The organism is Streptomyces sp. NPDC044921 (assembly GCF_056432865.1).
Genome location: NZ_JBWKIF010000015.1, coordinates 125457 through 143026, shown reverse-complemented (window position 1 = coordinate 143026; position 17570 = coordinate 125457). Strand labels below are relative to the sequence as shown.

The following is a 17570-nucleotide window of genomic DNA, read 5'->3' as shown; positions in this document are numbered from 1 at the left end:
CGGGGTCAGCGGTCCTCGACGAGGCGGACGAAGTCGCGCTCGTTGCGCTCGGCGCGGCGGACGTACCAGCGGGCGAGCAGGACCAGCGGGAGGTACAGGCCGAAGCCGAGGACGGCCCATTCCAGGCGGCGGGCGCCGGGCAGCGCGGCGAAGAGCAGCGGGAGGGGGCCGATGAGCAGGCCGAGGACCGCGAAGACGGTGAGGGCGGCGCGCAGCTGGGTGCGCATCAGGGAGCGGACGTAGGTGTGGCCGAGGGTGGTCTGCTCGTCGATCTCGGTGCGCGGGCGGTAGTAGCCGGAGCCCTTGCGGATCCGCCGGGGCGGGCCGGTGACGAGGACGCGGCGTTCGGTGTGGTCCTGGGGCACCGTCACGTCCTCCTCATCAGCAGGTCGCGCAGTTCACGCGTGTGACGCCGGCTGACCTGGAGCTCCTCGGAGCCGACGAGGACGCTGACGGTGCCGGCGTCGAGGCGGAGTTCGCCGATGTGGCGCAGGGCGACGAGGTGGCGGCGGTGGATGCGGACGAAGCCGCGGGAGCGCCAGCGTTCCTCCAGGGTGGACAGCGGGATGCGGACCAGGTGGCTGCCCTTGTCGGTGTGCAGGCGGGCGTAGTCGCCCTGGGCCTCGACGTGGGTGATGTCGTCGACGGCGACGAAGCGGGTCACGCCGCCGAGCTCGACGGGTATGTGGTCCGGGTCGGGTTCGCTCACGGGTATGCGCGGGGCGGCGCCGCGCAGTTCGGCGGCCCGGCGGACGGCCTCGGCGAGGCGTTCCTTGCGGACGGGCTTGAGGACGTAGTCGACGGCCTTGAGGTCGAAGGCCTGCACGGCGAAGTCCTCGTGCGCGGTGACGAACACGACGAGCGGGGGCCGGGCGAAGCCGGTGAGCAGCCGGGCCAGGTCGAGGCCGTCCAGCCCCGGCATCTGGATGTCGAGGAAGACGACGTCGATCTCCTCGGGCCCGCCCGGGCCGGACTCCAGGGCGCGGTTGATGCGGCGCAGTGCCTCGGTCGCGTCACCGGCGCCCTCCGCGCTGCCGACGCGGGGGTCGGCCTGCAGCAGGTAGAGCAGTTCCTCGAGCGAGGGGCGTTCGTCGTCGACAGCCAGGGCGCGCAGCATGAACGTGGAGTGTAAGGGCGATCCGTACGTCTGGACACGTGCCGGGGGAACGTTCGCGGTGGCCGTGCCGGTGCGGGCGCCGGCCGGAGGGCCGGTGGATACAGTGCCCGCATGAACAGCAGGTCCACGGCGTTCGACGAACTCGACCGGAAGATCGTCACCGCGTTGATGGCGAACGCCCGGACGTCGTTCGCGGAGATCGGCACGGCGATCGGACTGTCGGCCACCGCGGTCAAGCGCCGGGTGGACCGGTTGCGGGAGACGGGCGTGATCACCGGGTTCACGGCGACCGTGAAGCCGTCGGCGCTGGGCTGGCGCACGGAGGCCTACGTCGAGGTGTACTGCGAGGGCGCCGCCCCGCCGCGGCGGCTGGCCGAGGTGGTGCGCGACTACCCGGAGATCGCCGCGGCGATGACGGTGACCGGCGGCGCGGACGCGCTGCTCCACGTGCGGGCGCGGGACGTGGAGCACTTCGAGGAGGTGCTGGAGCGGATCCGGCAGGAGCCGTTCATCCGGAAGACGATCAGCGTGATGGTGCTGTCCCATCTGCTGCCGGAGAGCCCGGAGGCGGGCGCCAGCCATCCGGCGCCCGAGGAGTTCCCCGGTGGCGCAGCAGGCGTGCGCTGACCGGCCGGAAGACGCAGCGTTCGTGCGTGGACGCGCAAGCTTTGTTCCTTGTCGGCGCCTGGCGTCAGTTCCTACCGTTGTGTCAACCCCCAGTCACACACCGTGAGGAAGCGGAGGGACCCCTTCGTGCCCGACTCCCGTGTGCCGCGCCGGCGGCGCTACCTCGTCTGCGAACCCAGACACTTCGCCGTGCAGTACGCGATCAACCCCTGGATGCACCCCGACGAACCCGTCGACGTGATCCGGGCCCTGGACCAGTGGCAGGCACTGGTCGACACCTATCGTGCCCATGGCCATACCGTGGACAGTGTGAAGCCCGTTCCCGGCCTGCCCGACATGGTCTTCGCCGCGAACGCGGCGGTCGTGGTCGACGGGCGCGTCTTCGGCTCCCTCTTCCACGCGCCCGAGCGCCGTCCCGAGTCCGTGCCCTACGAGGCGTGGTTCAAGACGGAGGGCTACGAGGTCTACCACCCCGAGTCGGTCTGCGAGGGCGAGGGCGACCTGGTGCCGGCCGGGCGCTGGATCCTCGCCGGGACGGGCTTCCGCACGACCCGGGAGGCCCACGCCGAGGCGCAGGAGTACTTCGGCGTGCCGGTGATCGGCCTGACCCTGGTGGACCCGTACTTCTACCACCTGGACACGGCGCTGTTCGTGCTGGACGAGGAGAACATCGCCTACTACCCCGAGGCGTTCTCGCCGGGCAGCCGTGAGGTGCTCGCCCGGCTGTACCCGGACGCGGTGCTCGCCACCCGCGAGGACGCGATGGCGTTCGGGCTCAACTCCGTCTCCGACGGGCGCCACGTCTTCATCCCGCCCGGGGCGACGGGCCTGGCCGCGCAACTGGCCGACCGCGGCTACGTCCCCGTCCCCGTCGACCTGTCCGAGTTCCACAAGGCCGGGGGCGGCATCAAGTGCTGCACCCAGGAGATCCGGGAGAACCGCTCATGACCGCACCCGTCACCACCCGCGACCCGCAGGAGAACCCCGGCCCGCGGGGCGGCCGCGGCTCCGAGGAGCTCATCCGGGCGGAGGAGCCGGTCCTCGCGCACAACTACCACCCGCTGCCCGTGGTCGTCTCCCGGGCGGAGGGCACCTGGGTGGAGGATGTGGAGGGCCGGCGCTACCTCGACATGCTGGCCGGCTACTCGGCCCTCAACTTCGGCCACCGGCACCCGGCGCTGATCGAGGCGGCCCACCGCCAGCTCGACCGGCTGACACTGACCTCGCGGGCCTTCCACAACGACCGGCTCGCGGAGTTCGCCGAGCGGCTCGCCGCGCTCACGGGGCAGGACATGGTGCTGCCCATGAACACCGGTGCGGAGGCGGTGGAGAGCGGGGTGAAGGTGGCCCGCAAGTGGGCCTACGACGTCAAGGGCGTTCCGGCGGACCGGGCCACGATCGTCGTGGCGGCGGACAACTTCCACGGCCGCACGACGACGATCGTCAGCTTCTCCACGGACGAGACCGCGCGCAGCGGCTTCGGACCCTTCACGCCGGGGTTCCGGATCGTGCCGTACAACGACCTGGCCGCGCTGGAGGCGGCGGTCGACGAGACGACGGCGGCGGTGCTGATCGAGCCGATCCAGGGCGAGGCCGGGGTGATCATCCCGGACGACGGCTACCTGGCCGGCGTGCGCGAACTGACCCGGCGCGAGGGCTGTCTGTTCGTCGCGGACGAGATCCAGTCCGGGCTCGGCCGCACGGGCAGCACGCTGGCGGTCGAGCACGAGTCGGTGGTGCCGGACGTGGTGCTGCTGGGCAAGGCGCTGGGCGGCGGCATCGTGCCGGTGTCGGCGGTGGTCGGGCGCCGTGAGGTGCTCGGGGTGCTGCACCCGGGCGAGCACGGCTCGACCTTCGGCGGCAACCCGCTGGCGGCCGCGGTCGGCACGGCGGTCGTCGAGCTGCTGGAGACGGGCGAGTTCCAGCGCCGGGCGGCCGAACTGGGCGTGGTCCTGCGCGAGGGTCTGGCCGGCCTGGTCGGCAAGGGCGTGGTCGGCTTCCGCGCGCGCGGGCTGTGGGCGGGCGTCGACATCGACCCCGCGCTCGGCACCGGCCGCGAGATCAGCGAGCGCCTCATGGGCGAGGGGATCCTGGTGAAGGACACGCACGGCTCGACGATCCGCCTGGCACCGCCGCTGACCATCACCGGCGAGGAGCTGCGGGGAGCGCTCGGGGCCCTGGAGAAGGTCCTCGGGTAGCGCGGCGGAGGCGGGGGGCCGGGCGGGCGGGCGCCCGGCCCCCCGCCTCCCCGAGCGGCCCCGCACAAGCCGCCCCCTTTCCCCGGAAGGGTGAAGATGGGGGCAAGAGGTGGTAGACCACTCTCAGCGACAGAGAGGTCGGCCGTGGGCGCGAACGAGGAGTACGGCACTGCCCGGCAGCGCTTCGACGCGGCCGACGCGGCGCCCCTGTTGCTCGATCCGCAGGGCGTGGTGACGGGCTGGACCGAGGACGCCCGGCGCCTGCTGGCGTACCCGGCCGCCGAGGCGGTGGGCCGCAAGCTCGCCGACCTGCTGGTCGCCGAGGACGCTCAGCGGGTGCCGGACCTGGTCGAGCGGTGCCGCAGGGACGGCGGCTGGCGGGGGCTGCTGACGGTCCGCCGCAAGGACGGCCGGCCGGTGCGGGTCGCGGCCCGGATCGATCCGGCCGAGGAGGCGCACGGCGGCTCGCGCTGGCTGGTGCTGCTGTCGGAGCTGGCCGGTGCACCCGGCTGGGACATGAGCCGGGCGGTGCTGGAGCGGATGGTGTCCGACGCCCCGGTGGGGATCGCGATCGTGGACACGGACCTGCGGTTCGTGTGGTCGAACGCCGCTCTGGAGCAGTTCGGCGGCGGACCGGCCCCGAGCCGGCTCGGTCTGCGGTTCGCGGACGTCCAGCCGGGTCTGGACGCGCAGGCGGTCGAGGCGCAGATGCGGCACGTGCTGGAGACGGGCGAGCCGGTCATCGGGTACGAGCACGTGGGGCACGTGCGCTCGGCGCCGCTGCGCGAGACGGCGCACATGCTGTCCTTCACCCGCCTGGAGGACGAGCGGGGCCACCCGATCGGCGTCTACTACACGGTCGTGGACATGACCGAGCGGCACCGTGCGCGGCAGCGGCTGGCGCTGCTCGACCGGGCCGGTGAGACGATCGGCCGGAGCCTGGACCTCGTGCGCACCGCGCAGGAACTGGCCGACGTGGCGGTGCCGGGACTGGCCGACTTCGCCTGCGTGGACCTGCTGGAGCCGGTGCTGCGCGGCGGTGAGCTGGCGCCCGGACCGCTCCCGGACACGGCGGAGCCGGTGGCGCTGCGCCGCGCGGGCCACCGGTGCGTGGACGAGGACCTGCCGGCCGTGGTCGTCCCCGTCGGGGACGTGGCGACCTATCCGGTGGGCTCGCCCCCGGTCCGCTGCCTGACCTCGGGCCGGTCCTGGCGCGCGGAACGGCTCGACCCGTCGGCCCGGGACTGGACGACCGACGCCCCGGGTGGCCGGCGGGCCACCTTCCGGGAGCTGGGGCTGCACAGCGTCATGACCGTGCCGATCCGGTCGCGGGGCACCACCCTCGGCCTCACCAGCTTCTACCGGCGCGCCCACCGCGAACCCTTCGACGCGGAGGACCTGCGCCTCGCCGAGGACCTCGTCGCCCGCGCTGCCGTCTGCCTGGACAACGCCCACCGCTACACCCGCGAGCGCGACGCCGCGCTCGTCCTGCAGCGCAGTCTGCTCCCCCGGCGGCTGCCCGAGCAGGACGCCGTCGAGGTGGCCGCGTGCTACCGGCCGGCGGACGAACTGACCGGCCTCGGCGGCGACTGGTTCGACCTCATCCCGCTGTCCGGGGCGCGGGTCGCGCTCGTCGTGGGCGAGGTGCCGGGGCACGGCATCGACGCCGCGGCGGCCATGGGGCAGCTGCGCACCGCCGTGCGGACCCTGGCCGCGCTGGATCTGCCGCCCGAGGAGGTCCTGGCGCACCTGGACGACCTGGTGGCGCGGTCGGCGCGGGAGGAGGGGGCCGAACCGGGTGCGGCGGGCGCCGGCGGCGGACGGTCGGTGGGTGCCGGATGCCTGTACGCCGTCTACGACCCGGTCGACGGCGGGTGCGCGATGGCCGCGGCGGGCCAGCCGGCGCCGGCGGTCGTGCGGCCCGACGGCTCGGTCACGTTCGCCGATCTTCCGCAGGGCCCGCCGCTGGGGGTGGGCGGTCCGCCCTTCGAGGCGGTGGAGCTGACCCTCGCGGAGGGCAGCACGCTGGCCCTGCACACCGACGGACTGCTGGCCCGGGGCGAGACCTGGGCCGTCGACGCCGGCCGGGAGCGGCTGCGCCGGGCCCTGGCACAGGCGGGCCCGCTGGAGACGTACTGCCGGAGGGTCGTCGACGCGCTGGTGCCGGCCCGTCCGTACGACGACGTGGCCCTGCTGATGGCCCGGACGAAACGTCTCGGCGCCGGGCAGGTGGCGGCCTGGGAGCTGCCCCCCGACCCGGCCGTCGTCGCCGAGGCCCGCCGCACGGTCACCCGGCAGCTGGCGCGCTGGGGCCTGGACGAACTGGTCTTCACCACGGAGCTGGTGGTGAGCGAGCTGGTCACCAACGCCATCCGGTACACCACCGGGCCCATCCGCCTCCGGCTGATCCGGGAGCGCGCCCTGGTGTGCGAGGTCTTCGACGGCGGCGCCACCGCGCCCCACCTGCGCCATCCCCGCACGACGGACGAGGGCGGACGCGGCCTGCTGCTGGTTTCCCAGCTCACCCAGCGGTGGGGCACGCGGTTCATCCCCGACGGGAAGATCATCTGGGCCGAGCAGCCCCTGACCGCGGCCCCGGAGTGATTTTCCGGGGTGATGCCGCCCCATACCGTGCGAAACTGGTGTGATCCCGGCAGCGGTGAGGCGGCGGCCATGACGGATGCGGCGATCGACTACGCGGCGGTGTTCCAGTCCCTGCCCGGCATGGTGGCGCTCCTGACACCGGAGCTGGTGTACGCGGACGTCAACGAGGAGTTCGTGCGGGGCTCCGGCCGCTCCCGCGAGCAGCTGATCGGCCGCTACCTGTTCGACGTCTTCCCGGACAACCCCAACGACCCGGCCGCGACGGGCGCGCGCAATCTGGAGGCCTCGCTCTACCGCGTCCTGGCCACCGGCGAGCGCGACACCATGGCGCTGCAGCGCTACGACGTCGAGGACGCGGGACGCCCCGGGGAGTGGCAGGAGCGCTACTGGAGCCCCGTGAACGCGCCGGTGCTCGGCCCCGACGGGAAGGTCGTGCTGGTCGTGCACCGCGTGGAGGAGGTCACGGAGCTGATCCGGGCCCGGGGCCGCGCCGGGGACCGCGACGGCCGCGCGCGGGTGCTGGAAGCGGAGCTGTACACCCGCGCCCGCGACCTCCAGGAGCTCAACGAACGGCTGCGGCGGGCGCACTCCCGGGAACGGGAGGTGGCGCTGGCACTGCAGGAGGCGATGCTGCCCGCCCGGCGCCAGGTCAGCCGCCACCACCGGGCCGCCGTCCGCTACCGCCCGGCCGTGGGCGCGCTCAACGTCTGCGGGGACTGGTACGACCTGGTCGACCTGGTCGGCGGCCACCGGATCGGCGTGTCCGTGGGCGACGTGGTCGGGCACGGACTGGAGGCGGCCGGCGTCATGGGGCAGTTGCGCAGCGCGCTGAGCGCGGCCTCCCGGGTCGCCGCGGGCCCGGCCCAGGCGCTGGACGTGCTGGGGCGCTACGCGCACGTGGTCGACGGTGCCGAGTCGGCGACGGCGGTGACGACCTTCATCGACTTCGACCGGCACACCATCGCCTACAGCAGCGCGGGTCACCCCCCGCCCGTACTGATGCATCCCGACGGCCGCACGCGGTTCCTCGACCAGGCCACGGACACACCGCTCGACGCCCGGCCCGACCCGATCCCCCGGCCCCAGGCCGAGACGGGCTTCATGCCGGGCGCCACGCTGGTGCTGTACACCGACGGCCTGATCGAACGGCGGCGGGAGGACATCGACGCGGGTCTGGCCCGGCTCGCCGGGGCCCTGCGCCGCCACCGCGACCAGGACCCCGAGACCCTCGCCGACACCGTCCTGCTGGAACTGCTGCCCTCCGGCGGCGCCACGGACGACACCGCGCTGATCATCGTCCGGCTGTGACCCTCAGATCCGGGTCCTGCCGTGGTCGAGCAGGCGCACCCGGTCCACGTTCTCCCGGTCCTCGGCGTCCGTGCTGGGCGCCGCCCCGAACCAGGCGTCGAGGATCTCCTTCAGCAGCGGCTCGGACGTCAGCCGCAGGCTGAGCGCGAGCACGTTGGCGTCGTTCCAGCGGCGGGCCCCGTCGGCGGTGTAGGCGTCCGTGCACAGGGCCGCCCGGACTCCGGGCACCTTGTTGGCCGCGATCGAGGCGCCCGTGCCGGTCCAGCAGCACACCACGGCCTGGTCGGCCGTCCCGTCGGCGACCTCGCGGGCCGCGGCCTCGGAGCACACCGCCCACTGCGGGTCGTCGCCGGGCAGCAGGGCGCCGTGCGGGCGCACCTCGTGACCCCGGTCGCGCAGCGCGGCCACGAGGGAGCGGGCGACGGGCTCGTCCATGTCCGAGGAAACTGAGATCCGCATGCTGCGCAGACTACTCGCCGGGCCGCGGAGCGCGCCGCTCCCGCGATGCTCGCCGACCACACCGGCACCACCGGACACAGCCGCCCTGACTGACCGTCAGTCAAAAGGTGAAGGATCGGCACGGTCCTGCCGCACGAGGTGCCCGGCGGCAACCCGTGCACCTACACTGGCACCCCACGACATGCCGGTTGACCTGCTGGAACGCGGCGGTTGAGTCCACCGCGAGAGGCGAGGAGCGCCCGCTTTGTTCTACTACCTGCTGAAATACGTGCTGCTCGGCCCGCTGCTGAGACTGGTCTTCCGGCCTCGCATCGAGGGCCTGGAGCACGTGCCGGCGGAGGGCGCCGCGATCATCGCCGGCAATCACCTGTCGTTCTCGGACCACTTCCTCATGCCCGCGATCCTCAAGCGGCGCATCACCTTCCTGGCGAAGGCCGAGTACTTCACGGGTCCGGGCGTCAAGGGCCGTCTGACGGCCTTCTTCTTCCGCAGCGCGGGGCAGATCCCGGTCGACCGCTCCGGCAAGGACGCGGGCCAGGCGGCGATCCGCGAGGGCCTCGGCGTGCTGAGCAAGGGCGAGCTGCTCGGCATCTACCCCGAGGGCACCCGGTCGCACGACGGCCGGCTCTACAAGGGCAAGGTCGGTGTCGCGGTGATGGCCCTCAAGGCCGGCGTCCCGGTGGTGCCCTGCGCGATGATCGGCACGTTCGAGGCCCAGCCGCCCGGCAAGGTCATCCCCAACATCCACCCGGTCGTGATCCGCTTCGGTGAGCCGCTCGACTTCTCCCGCTACGCGGGCATGGAGAGCGAGAAGGCCGTCCTGCGCGCCGTCACCGACGAGATCATGTACGCGATCCTCTCGCTGTCCGAGCAGGAGTACGTCGACCAGTACGCGGCCGTGGTCAAGGCCGAGGAGGCCGCCGCCCCCAGGCAGCGGAAGTTCCGGCGCACGCCCCGGAGCTGACCTCTGCTGTCGGCAGAAGCCGTTCCCGGGGCCGGGCGGGGCGCTCTACGGTCGCGGTATGAGACGTGCGGTGGTGATCGGGGCGGGCGGGCAGATCGGCCGGCCGGCGGTGGCGGCGCTGGCCCGGGACGGCTGGGCGGTGACGGCCGTCTCGCGCGGCGGCGCCCGGGACGGGGACTGGCCCGGGCAGGTGCAGGCGGAGCGGCTGGACCGCGAGGACGACGCGGCCCTGGGCGCGTTGATCGGCGACGGCTGCGACCTGGTGGTCGACCTCGTCGCCTACGGAGCCCGGCACGCTCGGCAGTTGACGGACCTGGCCGACCGCATCGGCTCGGCGGTGGTGGTGTCCACGGTGTCGGTGTACGAGGACGGCAAGGGCCGCGGCTTCGACACGATGGGCGAGCCGGGCGGTCTCCCGCACTACCCCGTGCCGATCGGCGAGGACCAGCCCACGGTCGCGCCGGGCGACGCCACGTACAGCACCGGCAAGGCCGCACTGGAGCGCGGACTCCTGGCGGCCGGCGACCGCCTGCCGACGACGCTGCTGCGCGCGGGTGCGGTGCACGGCCCGCACAGCCCGCTCCCCCGCGAGCTGTACTTCGTGAAACGGAACCTGGACGGGCGGCGCCGCCGGGTCCTCGCCTTCCGCGGCGAGAGCCTGTTCCACACCGCCGCCGCCCGGAACATCGCCGAGCTGATCCGGCTGGCGGCGGCCCGGCCCGGTTCGCGGGCGCTCAACGCCTGTGACCCCGAGCCGCCGAGCGTGGCGGAGATCGGCGCGGCCATCGACGCGGTGATGGGCGTGCGGACCGAGACGGTCCTGCTGGACGGACCGGCGCCGTCGCCGTCCGTGGGCAGTTCGCCCTGGTCGGTGGAGCGGCCCGTGGTGTGCGACATGTCCGCCGCCGCACGGGAGCTGGGCTACCGGCCGGTCGTGTCCTACGCCGGCAGCCTCCCGGAGACGGTCGCCGGGCTCACCGGCCGGCTGGCCGGGCGGGACTGGCGGGAGGCGTTCCCCGCACTCGCGCGTGTCTACCCGGACCTCTTCGACTACGCGGCGGAGGACGCCTGGTTCACCGGTGCGGCATGAGTGAGGGGCGGCCGGACCTCCGGCCGCCCCTCACCGCCGTGCGGCGGCCGTCGGCTACGGCTTCGGCGTGGCGTGCGGCGCGCAGGTCACGTCCGCGCCGTCGAGCTCGCCGGTCAGCAGGTAGCTGTCCACCCTGGTGTTGACGCACGGGTTGGTCAGACCGGTGACGCCGTGCGAGCCCGCGTCCTTCTCGGTGATCAGGCGCGAGCCCTTGAACCGCTGGTGCAGTTCGACGGCGCCCTCGTACGGGGTGGCCGCGTCGCGCTCGGACTGCACGATCAGCACCGGCGGCAGGCCCTTGCCGGTCCGCACGTCCAGCGGCGTCTGCTGCTTGGCCGGCCAGGTGGCGCACGGGAGGTTCATCCAGGCGTTGGCCCAGGTCATGAACGGGTGATCCCGGTGCAGCCGCGTGTTGTCACGGTCCCACCGCTGCCAGCTGGTGGGCCACTTGGCGTCGGTGCACTCCACCGCCGTGTAGACGGCGTTGCCGTTCTCGGCGGCGGCGTTGCCCGCGGTGTCCGACAGGTCCGGGGCGGCGGCGTCCACGAGGGCCTGGGTGTCCCCGGCGGCGTACTTGCTGAAGACGGAGGCGACCGGGGCCCACTGGGAGTCGTAGTACGGGGCGCCCTGGAAGAAGGAGATCAGCTCGGCCGGGCCGACGACCCCGCCGATCGGGCTCTTCTTGGCGGTGGCACGCAGCTGCAGCCACTGCTGCTGGACCTCGGCGCGGGTGTCGCCGAGGTGGTAGGTCGCGTCGTTCTTCGCGACCCAGTCCTGCCAGTCCTTCCAGCGGCCCTCGAAGGCGACGTCCTGGTCCAGGTTGGCCTGGTACCAGATCTTCTCGCGGGACGGGTTGACGACGCTGTCGAGGACCATGCGGCGCACGTGGCCCGGGAAGAGCGTGCCGTAGACGGCGCCGAGGTAGGTGCCGTAGGAGACGCCGAGGAAGTTGAGCTTCCTCTCGCCGAGGGCGGCGCGGATGACGTCGAGGTCGCGCGCGGTGTTCGGCGTGGTCATGTGCGGCAGCATCCAGCCGCTGCGCTCCTGGCAGCCCTCGGCGTACTCGCGGGCCAGCTTGCGCTGGGCGAGCTTGTCCGCCTCGGAGTCGGGCACCGGGTCGGCCTTGGGTGCCTTGACGAACTCCTGCGGGTCGACGCAGGAGATGGGCGTGGACCTGCCGACGCCGCGCGGGTCGAAGCCCACGAAGTCGTAGGCCTTGGCGGCGTTGGCCCAGATGGGGTTCTTGCCGGTGACCCGGGCCGGGAAGCGCAGTCCGGAGCCGCCGGGGCCGCCGGGGTTGTAGACCAGCGCGCCCTGCCGCTCGGCCGGCGTGCCGGTGTTGCCGATGCGGTCGACGGCGAGTCGGATCTGCTTGCCGTACGGCTTGGCGTAGTCGAGCGGCACGGTGACGTACCCGCACTGGATCGGCTTGGGCAGGTTCCAGTCGGCGGGGCAGTCCTGCCAGTCGATGCCGGCCTTCGCGGCCCGGTCGGCGGCGATGGCGGCGCCCCGGGCCTCCCGGTCCCGGCCGGGGCCGCTGCCCGCGCTCGCGTTCGCCGTGGGCGCCGCGACGGCGCCGGCTATCAGCGTGGCCGTGACGAGCGCGCCGGCCGAACCGAGCGCCGTCACCCGCCTCTTCGCTCTCGTACCCCTCAAGTGGGACCTCCCCGTACATCGTTGCGATCAGTACGGGGGATCCTCGCGGCTGTGAGGTCCCCGGCAACAGGGGCGGGCGCCCTTCTTTGCCAATCCGATAAACGGAGAACCGCGTCTGCTGTACGGACGGCTACGCGAGGGAGGCCAGGGCCTCGTCGAGCAGCCGCCGCAGCCGGAGGGCGTCCGGGGCCACGGCCGTCACCAGTGCGGCGGGCCCGGCGAGCGGCACGAGGCAGGCCCCCTCCCCGAGGGACCGGGCCGTCACCGGCTCGGCTGCGAACTCGGGCCGCACGAGCACCAGTTGTCCCACCGCCCGGTGGCCGGCGAGCACGGCGGGACCGTCCCAGCCGCCCGGCGCGCCGGGTCCGCACGCCAGTTCCTGGTCGAGGACCGACCGCCCGGCCACCCGCACGGTCAGACGGCTCGTCAGGCGTCCGGGCTGCTCACCGGCCCGCCCCAGCACCTGCTCCTCGCGCAGCACGAGCCGGGCCGTGGCGGCGAGCTCGGCCCGGGTCGTGACGCACAGGTCGCTGCCCCGGACGGAGATCAACTGCTCGGGCAGCCAGTGCAGTTCGGCGTGGTCGGCGACGCCGAGCCGGACGTCGTAGCGGGCCCCTTCCTCGGTCTGGCCGGGCAGCGCGAGGGTGGCGGCGGCCGATCCGACGGACAGCCGCGCTCCCTCCTCCGCGCGGGCCTCCACGGTGAAGTGGTCACCGCCGAGCGGTCCGCTCATCGCACCGACCAGCATGACCCGCGCCTGGCCGCCGCCGGACCGGGTGCGCCGCAGCGCCAGGGGCCCGTCGCTCTCCAGCACGGGCAGGCAGGTCCCGCCCCGGCCGTCGTCGCGGGCCAGGATCCTCGCGACGGACCGCACCCCGGCGGAGCCGCTCACGCCCGTGCCGCCCAGGCGGCCAGCCGCGCGCGCACCCACGCGGCGACGTCGGCCACCCCGGCCTCGCTCCGCAGCGACTGGAAGACGACCGGCAGCCGGGCGCGCTGCGCCTTGGCGTCGGCGGCCATGCGCGCCAGGTCGGAGCCGACGTGCGGAGCGAGGTCGGTCTTGTTGACGACGAGCAGGTCGGCGGTGGTCACGCCCGGTCCGCCCTTGCGGGGGATGTCGTCGCCCCCGGCCACGTCGATCACGAAGATCTGGGCGTCGACGAGCCCTCTGGAGAAGGTCGCGGTGAGGTTGTCCCCGCCGGACTCCACGAGCACCAGGTCCAGCGGCCCGACGGCGTCCTCCAGATCCTCCACCGCCTCCAGGTTCGCGGAGATGTCGTCCCGGATCGCGGTGTGCGGACAGGCCCCCGTCTCGACGGCGGTGATCCGCTCGGGCGGCAGCACGGCCTCCCGCAGCAGGAACTCGGCGTCCTCCCGGGTGTAGATGTCGTTGGTGACGACGGCCAGCGACAACTCGTCGCGCAGCGCCCGGCAGAGCGCGGCGACGGTGGCGGTCTTCCCGGAGCCCACGGGGCCGCCGAGGCCGATCCGCAGGGCACGGCGGCCGCCGTCGGGGCGGCGGGCGTCGGCGCTCACAGCGGAGGGGCCGTCGTGGTGATGATCGAGGTGCATGTGCGGCTCCTGATGGTGCGGGCCCGGGACTGCGGGCGATCGGGTACGGGGGGCGGGGCTTGCTGCCGGGTGCGGGTGGGTGGGGGCCGGTCGCGCCGTTCCCCGCGCCCCTGATGGTCGGCGGGCGGCTACGAGGCGAACAGCCGTACCGGCCACACCGCGTGCGCCTCCGCCCCGATCTCCAGCAGCGGCGCGGAAGCGGCGGGCAGCGCGTCGACGCCCTCGTCGACGACCCGGCGCGCCGCCTCCACCGCCCGGTCCGCGACCCGGTCCGTCTCGGGCGCCAGCCGGGCGAGCACGCCCGTGGCGTCGAAGGGGTCCAGGCTCAGCAGCCGCACCGTCGCCGTGGCCGGCCCGCTCACGCTCTCGTACGCCGCGCAGTACGCGGCGTCCACCGGCCCCAGGCCGGCCGCCCGCGCCGCCAGGCCGAGGACCACCGGCTGATGCGCTCCCCTGGGGAACTCCCGCCCGAGGGCGTCCAGTTCGGCGGACGGCCAGGTGGTCCGCGCGGCCCGCGTCAGCTGCCGTCCGAGCTTGCGCGCGGCGGCCCGCAACGCGGGCGAGGGCGTGCGGGCGTCCGCGGCGCCGTCCAGCGCGACGGGATCGATGCCGAGCGCCGCGGCCGCCGCGAGGGCCGCCGACACCAGCCCGGCCGTGTGCAGCCGTCCCCGGCAGAAGTCCGCCAGGCTCGCCGCCCCGCTGATCCGCCCGGCCCCGACGGCCTCCTCGGCCCCGCCGGAGTGCGCGTGCCCTCCGGCGGGGAACCGGCCGTCGGCCAGGACGAGCAGTGCCGCCCGTGACATCGTCACCCCGCCTTCAGAAGAGGAAGTAGCGCTGCGCCATGGGCAGCTCGGCCGCGGGTGTCGCCTCGACGAGCTCCCCGTCGATGTGCACGGCGAAGCTGTCGGGGTCGATGCGCACGTCGGGCCGCGCGTCGTTCTCGCGCATGTCGGCCTTGGTGACCGCGCGGGTCGACTCGATGGCCACGAACCGCTTGCCGAGCCCGAGGCGTTCCGGCAGTCCGTCCTCGACGGCCAGGGGCGCGACGAAGTTGACGGAGCTGGCGGCGGGCGCCCGGCCGATCGCGCCGTACATCGGGCGCGGCAGGATCGGCTGCGGGGTCGGGATGGAGGCGTTCGCGTCGCCCATCTGCGCGTACGCGATCTGCCCGCCCTTGACGACCATGTGCGGCTTGACGCCGAAGAACGCGGGCTCCCACAGCACCAGGTCGGCCAGCTTGCCGCTCTCCACCGACCCGATCTCGCGGGCGAGGCCCTGTGCGAGCGCGGGGTTGATCGTGTATTTGGCGACGTAGCGGCGCACCCGGTGGTTGTCGGCCCGGCCGTCGCCGGGCAGGGCACCGCGGCGCCGTTTCATGACGTGGGCGGTCTGCCAGGTCCGCAGGACGACCTCGCCGACGCGTCCCATCGCCTGCGAGTCGGAGGAGATGATGGAGATCGCGCCGAGGTCGTGCAGCACGTCCTCCGCGCCGATGGTGGAGGGCCGGATGCGGGACTCGGCGAACGCCAGGTCCTCCGGCACGGCCGGGTTGAGGTGGTGGCACACCATCAGCATGTCGAGGTGTTCCTCGGCGGTGTTGACGGTGAAGGGCCGGGTCGGGTTGGTGGAGCTGGGCAGCACGTGCGGCTCGGAGACCACCGTCATGATGTCCGGGGCGTGCCCGCCGCCCGCGCCCTCGGTGTGGTAGGCGTGGATGCCCCGTCCGGCGATGGCGGCGAGCGTGTCGCCGACGAACCCGGCCTCGTTCAGCGTGTCGGTGTGGATGGCGACCTGGATGCCCGTCCGCTCGGCGACGGTCAGCGCGGCATCGATGACGGCCGGGGTGGAGCCCCAGTCCTCGTGCAGCTTCAGGCCGAGCGCGCCGCCCCGGATCTGCGACAGCATCGCCTCGTGGGAGACGGTGTTGCCCTTGCCGAGGAAGCCGATGTTGAGCGGGTAGGCCTCCATGGCCTCCAGCATCCGGGCGAGGTGCCAGGGGCCGGGGGTCACGGTCGTCGCCTTGGAGCCCTCCGCCGGGCCGGTGCCGCCGCCGACCAGGGTGGTGACGCCCGAGGCCAGGGCCTCGTCCGCGATCTGGGGGCAGATGAAGTGGACGTGCGCGTCGATCGCGCCGGCCGTGAGGATCCGCCCGTTGCCGGCGATGATCTCGGTCTCCGGGCCGATGACCAGGTCCGGGTGGACGCCGTCCATCGTGTCGGGGTTGCCGGCCTTGCCGATGCCGGTGATGCGCCCGTCGCGGATGCCGACGTCGGCCTTGACGATCCCCCAGTGATCGATGATCACCGCGCCGGTGATCACGGTGTCGGGGGTGCCCTCCGCGCGCGTGGCGCGGGACTGGCCCATGGACTCGCGGATGACCTTGCCGCCGCCGAACACGGCCTCGTCACCGGCGCGTCCGGGACCGCCGGAACGGTCCTCCTCGATCTCCACCAGCAGATCGGTGTCGGCGAGCCGGATCCGGTCGCCGGTCGTCGGGCCGAACAGGTCGGCGTACGCGGCACGCGAGATCTCAGGCATCGAGGGCACCTCCGGTCTCCCCGCGCAGACCGGGCACGACCCGGGCACCGGCGAGCGGAACGAGTTCGACGTCGACGGGGATCCCGGGCTCGAAGCGCACGGCCGTGCCGGCGGGGACGTTCAGCCGCCTGCCGCGCGCCGCGGCCCGGTCGAACTCGAGGCCGGGGTTGGCCTCGGCGAAGTGGTAGTGGGAGCCGACCTGGACGGGCCGGTCGGCGGCGTTGAGGACGGTGAGCCGGGTGACGTCGCGGCCTTCGTTGCAGGCGATCGGCTCGTCGGCGAAGAGGATCTCTCCGGGGATCACGGGCGCCCTCTCAGACGATCGGCTCGTGGACAGTCACGAGCTTGGTGCCGTCCGGGAAGGTGGCCTCGACCTGGACGTCGTGGACCATCTCCGGAACGCCCTCCATGACGTCGTCCCGGGTCAGCAGCGTGCGTCCGGAGGACATGAGTTCGGCGACGGTGCGGCCGTCCCGGGCGCCCTCCAGGATGTGCGACGTGATGAGGGCGACGGCCTCGGGGTGGTTGAGCCGCAGCCCGCGCGCCCGGCGCCTGGCGGCCACGTCGGCCGCCACGTGGATCAGCAGTCGCTCTTGCTCGTGCGGGGTCAGCTGCACGTCCCACCTCACAGTCCTCGCTCCGGGCCGTGCGGGGCCCGGGTGCCGCGGCCACGGGGCAAAGTGCCAGGTGGCGTGGGACGGCAGGCTAGTTGGACCGCGTTTCGGGCACGTTAACCGAGCTGTGGTCCGTCGGCCGGGGCGTGGTCGCCGCCCATGCTCGTCAGGGCGCGCAGACCGTCCCGGAGGACGTCGACCGGGGCGGGGCCGAAGAGGGACTGCTGGGCGATGAAGCCGAGCACAACGGCGATCATCGTGCGGGCCACGTGGTCCGGCTCGGCGTCGGAGCGCATCATCCCGGCCCGCTGGTACCCCTCGACGATCTTCGCCCAGGCCGCGCGGACGGAGCCGTAGCCCTCCCGCAGGACGGCCGCGAGCTCCTCGTTGCGCAGGGTCTCCGGCCACACCTGGATGACAAGGCGCGGGAACGCGGGCCTTCCGTCGACGACCAGGGACTCGCGGGCGGCGAGCACGGTGCCGAGGACGGTCGCGACGAGCTCGTCCGGCGGCGGGGGCGGACTCTGGCGCGAGGCCTCCTCGAAGGCCTCGCGGACCGAGCCGAGCACCTCGCCGACGATGGCGCCGATCAGTTCCTCCTTGCCGCTGAAGTAGCGGTAGACCGCCCCGGCGGACAGACCGACCTCCTGCAGCACGTCCTGCATGGACGTGGCGTGGAAGCCGTTGCGGGCGAAGCAGACCGCGGCGCCGTCGAGGATCTGGCGGCGGCGGGCGTCGAGGTGTTCCTGGGACACGCGGGCCATGGTCACAAAGTAAAACGAATATTCATTCTTGACAAGGCGCGGCCGGCGGAGCACGGTGG

General features: G+C 73.8%; 18 protein-coding genes. 7 read left to right on the top strand and 11 right to left on the bottom strand.

The annotated features are described in order from the left end of the window. Positions 1 to 5: 5 nt before the first annotated feature. Positions 6 to 365 (bottom strand): hypothetical protein, encoded by a 360-nt coding sequence (locus AC07DA_RS23695; RefSeq protein ID WP_479130268.1) that lies wholly within the window; start codon positions 363 to 365, stop codon positions 6 to 8. 2 nt (positions 366 to 367) lie between these two features. Continuing rightward, positions 368 to 1117 (bottom strand): LytR/AlgR family response regulator transcription factor, encoded by a 750-nt coding sequence (locus AC07DA_RS23690; RefSeq protein WP_479130185.1) that lies wholly within the window; start codon positions 1115 to 1117, stop codon positions 368 to 370. A gap of 111 nt (positions 1118 to 1228) precedes the next feature. On the opposite strand from AC07DA_RS23690, the gene AC07DA_RS23685 reads away from it, so the two are divergent. The 5 genes from AC07DA_RS23685 to AC07DA_RS23665 all read left to right on the top strand — a co-directional run bounded on the left by AC07DA_RS23685 (position 1229) and on the right by AC07DA_RS23665 (position 7854). Beyond that, on the top strand, positions 1229 to 1744 hold the full coding sequence (locus tag AC07DA_RS23685) for an Lrp/AsnC family transcriptional regulator (protein WP_479130184.1): 516 nt from the start codon (positions 1229 to 1231) through the stop codon (positions 1742 to 1744). Positions 1745 to 1870: 126 nt separating this feature from the next. Continuing rightward, entirely contained in the window at positions 1871 to 2692 is an 822-nt protein-coding gene (gene ddaH / locus AC07DA_RS23680; protein ID WP_479130183.1) for a dimethylargininase, read from the top strand. Then, positions 2689 to 3942: an ornithine--oxo-acid transaminase gene (gene rocD / locus AC07DA_RS23675; RefSeq protein ID WP_479130182.1), complete on the top strand. Its 1254-nt coding sequence runs from the start codon at positions 2689 to 2691 to the stop codon at positions 3940 to 3942. Before ddaH ends, rocD begins: the two co-directional genes overlap by 4 nt. Positions 3943 to 4086: 144 nt before the next feature. Beyond that, positions 4087 to 6546, top strand: a complete 2460-nt coding sequence (locus tag AC07DA_RS23670; RefSeq protein ID WP_479130181.1) for a SpoIIE family protein phosphatase — start codon at positions 4087 to 4089, stop codon at positions 6544 to 6546. 69 nt (positions 6547 to 6615) lie between these two features. After that, complete coding sequence (locus AC07DA_RS23665; protein ID WP_479130180.1) at positions 6616 to 7854, top strand: PP2C family protein-serine/threonine phosphatase; 1239 nt, start codon at positions 6616 to 6618, stop codon at positions 7852 to 7854. 3 nt (positions 7855 to 7857) lie between these two features. On the opposite strand, the gene AC07DA_RS23660 is transcribed toward AC07DA_RS23665, so the two are convergent. After that, complete coding sequence (locus AC07DA_RS23660; RefSeq protein ID WP_479130179.1) at positions 7858 to 8313, bottom strand: RpiB/LacA/LacB family sugar-phosphate isomerase; 456 nt, start codon at positions 8311 to 8313, stop codon at positions 7858 to 7860. A 244-nt stretch (positions 8314 to 8557) separates the two neighbouring features. On the opposite strand from AC07DA_RS23660, the gene AC07DA_RS23655 reads away from it, so the two are divergent. Beyond that, a complete protein-coding gene (locus AC07DA_RS23655) occupies positions 8558 to 9277 on the top strand; it encodes a lysophospholipid acyltransferase family protein (RefSeq protein WP_479130178.1) in 720 nt (239 codons plus the stop codon). 58 nt (positions 9278 to 9335) lie between these two features. Then, positions 9336 to 10367, top strand: coding sequence for an NAD-dependent epimerase/dehydratase family protein (locus AC07DA_RS23650; protein WP_479130176.1), 1032 nt, complete (start codon positions 9336 to 9338; stop codon positions 10365 to 10367). 54 nt (positions 10368 to 10421) lie between these two features. Here AC07DA_RS23650 and AC07DA_RS23645 read toward each other — a convergent pair whose 3' ends face one another. From AC07DA_RS23645 to AC07DA_RS23610, 8 genes are all read right to left on the bottom strand, one after another. Beyond that, positions 10422 to 12023: an alpha/beta hydrolase gene (locus tag AC07DA_RS23645; protein WP_479130175.1), complete on the bottom strand. Its 1602-nt coding sequence runs from the start codon at positions 12021 to 12023 to the stop codon at positions 10422 to 10424. A gap of 130 nt (positions 12024 to 12153) precedes the next feature. Beyond that, a complete protein-coding gene (locus tag AC07DA_RS23640) occupies positions 12154 to 12915 on the bottom strand; it encodes an urease accessory protein UreD (RefSeq protein WP_479130174.1) in 762 nt (253 codons plus the stop codon). Continuing rightward, positions 12912 to 13595 carry an urease accessory protein UreG gene (gene ureG / locus AC07DA_RS23635; RefSeq protein WP_479130173.1) on the bottom strand — a complete coding sequence of 228 codons (684 nt, stop codon included), beginning with the start codon at positions 13593 to 13595 and terminating at the stop codon, positions 12912 to 12914. The genes AC07DA_RS23640 and ureG overlap by 4 nt, the downstream gene beginning before the upstream one ends. 128 nt (positions 13596 to 13723) lie before the next feature. Continuing rightward, entirely contained in the window at positions 13724 to 14398 is a 675-nt protein-coding gene (locus AC07DA_RS23630) for an urease accessory protein UreF (RefSeq protein ID WP_479130171.1), read from the bottom strand. A 13-nt stretch (positions 14399 to 14411) separates the two neighbouring features. Continuing rightward, positions 14412 to 16133: an urease subunit alpha gene (locus tag AC07DA_RS23625; protein ID WP_479130169.1), complete on the bottom strand. Its 1722-nt coding sequence runs from the start codon at positions 16131 to 16133 to the stop codon at positions 14412 to 14414. Continuing rightward, entirely contained in the window at positions 16126 to 16437 is a 312-nt protein-coding gene (locus AC07DA_RS23620) for an urease subunit beta (RefSeq protein ID WP_479130167.1), read from the bottom strand. Before AC07DA_RS23620 ends, AC07DA_RS23625 begins: the two co-directional genes overlap by 8 nt. Positions 16438 to 16447: 10 nt before the next feature. Then, positions 16448 to 16750, bottom strand: coding sequence for an urease subunit gamma (locus tag AC07DA_RS23615; RefSeq protein WP_479130166.1), 303 nt, complete (start codon positions 16748 to 16750; stop codon positions 16448 to 16450). A gap of 113 nt (positions 16751 to 16863) precedes the next feature. Continuing rightward, positions 16864 to 17511 (bottom strand): TetR/AcrR family transcriptional regulator, encoded by a 648-nt coding sequence (locus tag AC07DA_RS23610; RefSeq protein ID WP_479130165.1) that lies wholly within the window; start codon positions 17509 to 17511, stop codon positions 16864 to 16866. Positions 17512 to 17570 lie beyond the last annotated feature (59 nt).

Coding starts and splice junctions, on each gene's coding strand:
- AC07DA_RS23610 (WP_479130165.1), bottom strand. CDS start 17,511: ATGGCCCGCGTGTCCCAGGAACACCTCGACGCCCGCCGCCGCCAGATC.
- AC07DA_RS23630 (WP_479130171.1), bottom strand. CDS start 14,398: ATGTCACGGGCGGCACTGCTCGTCCTGGCCGACGGCCGGTTCCCCGCC.
- AC07DA_RS23660 (WP_479130179.1), bottom strand. CDS start 8,313: ATGCGGATCTCAGTTTCCTCGGACATGGACGAGCCCGTCGCCCGCTCC.
- AC07DA_RS23685 (WP_479130184.1), top strand. CDS start 1,229: ATGAACAGCAGGTCCACGGCGTTCGACGAACTCGACCGGAAGATCGTC.
- rocD (WP_479130182.1), top strand. CDS start 2,689: ATGACCGCACCCGTCACCACCCGCGACCCGCAGGAGAACCCCGGCCCG.
- ureG (WP_479130173.1), bottom strand. CDS start 13,595: ATGCACCTCGATCATCACCACGACGGCCCCTCCGCTGTGAGCGCCGAC.
- AC07DA_RS23665 (WP_479130180.1), top strand. CDS start 6,616: ATGACGGATGCGGCGATCGACTACGCGGCGGTGTTCCAGTCCCTGCCC.
- AC07DA_RS23690 (WP_479130185.1), bottom strand. CDS start 1,117: ATGCTGCGCGCCCTGGCTGTCGACGACGAACGCCCCTCGCTCGAGGAA.
- AC07DA_RS23650 (WP_479130176.1), top strand. CDS start 9,336: ATGAGACGTGCGGTGGTGATCGGGGCGGGCGGGCAGATCGGCCGGCCG.
- AC07DA_RS23625 (WP_479130169.1), bottom strand. CDS start 16,133: ATGCCTGAGATCTCGCGTGCCGCGTACGCCGACCTGTTCGGCCCGACG.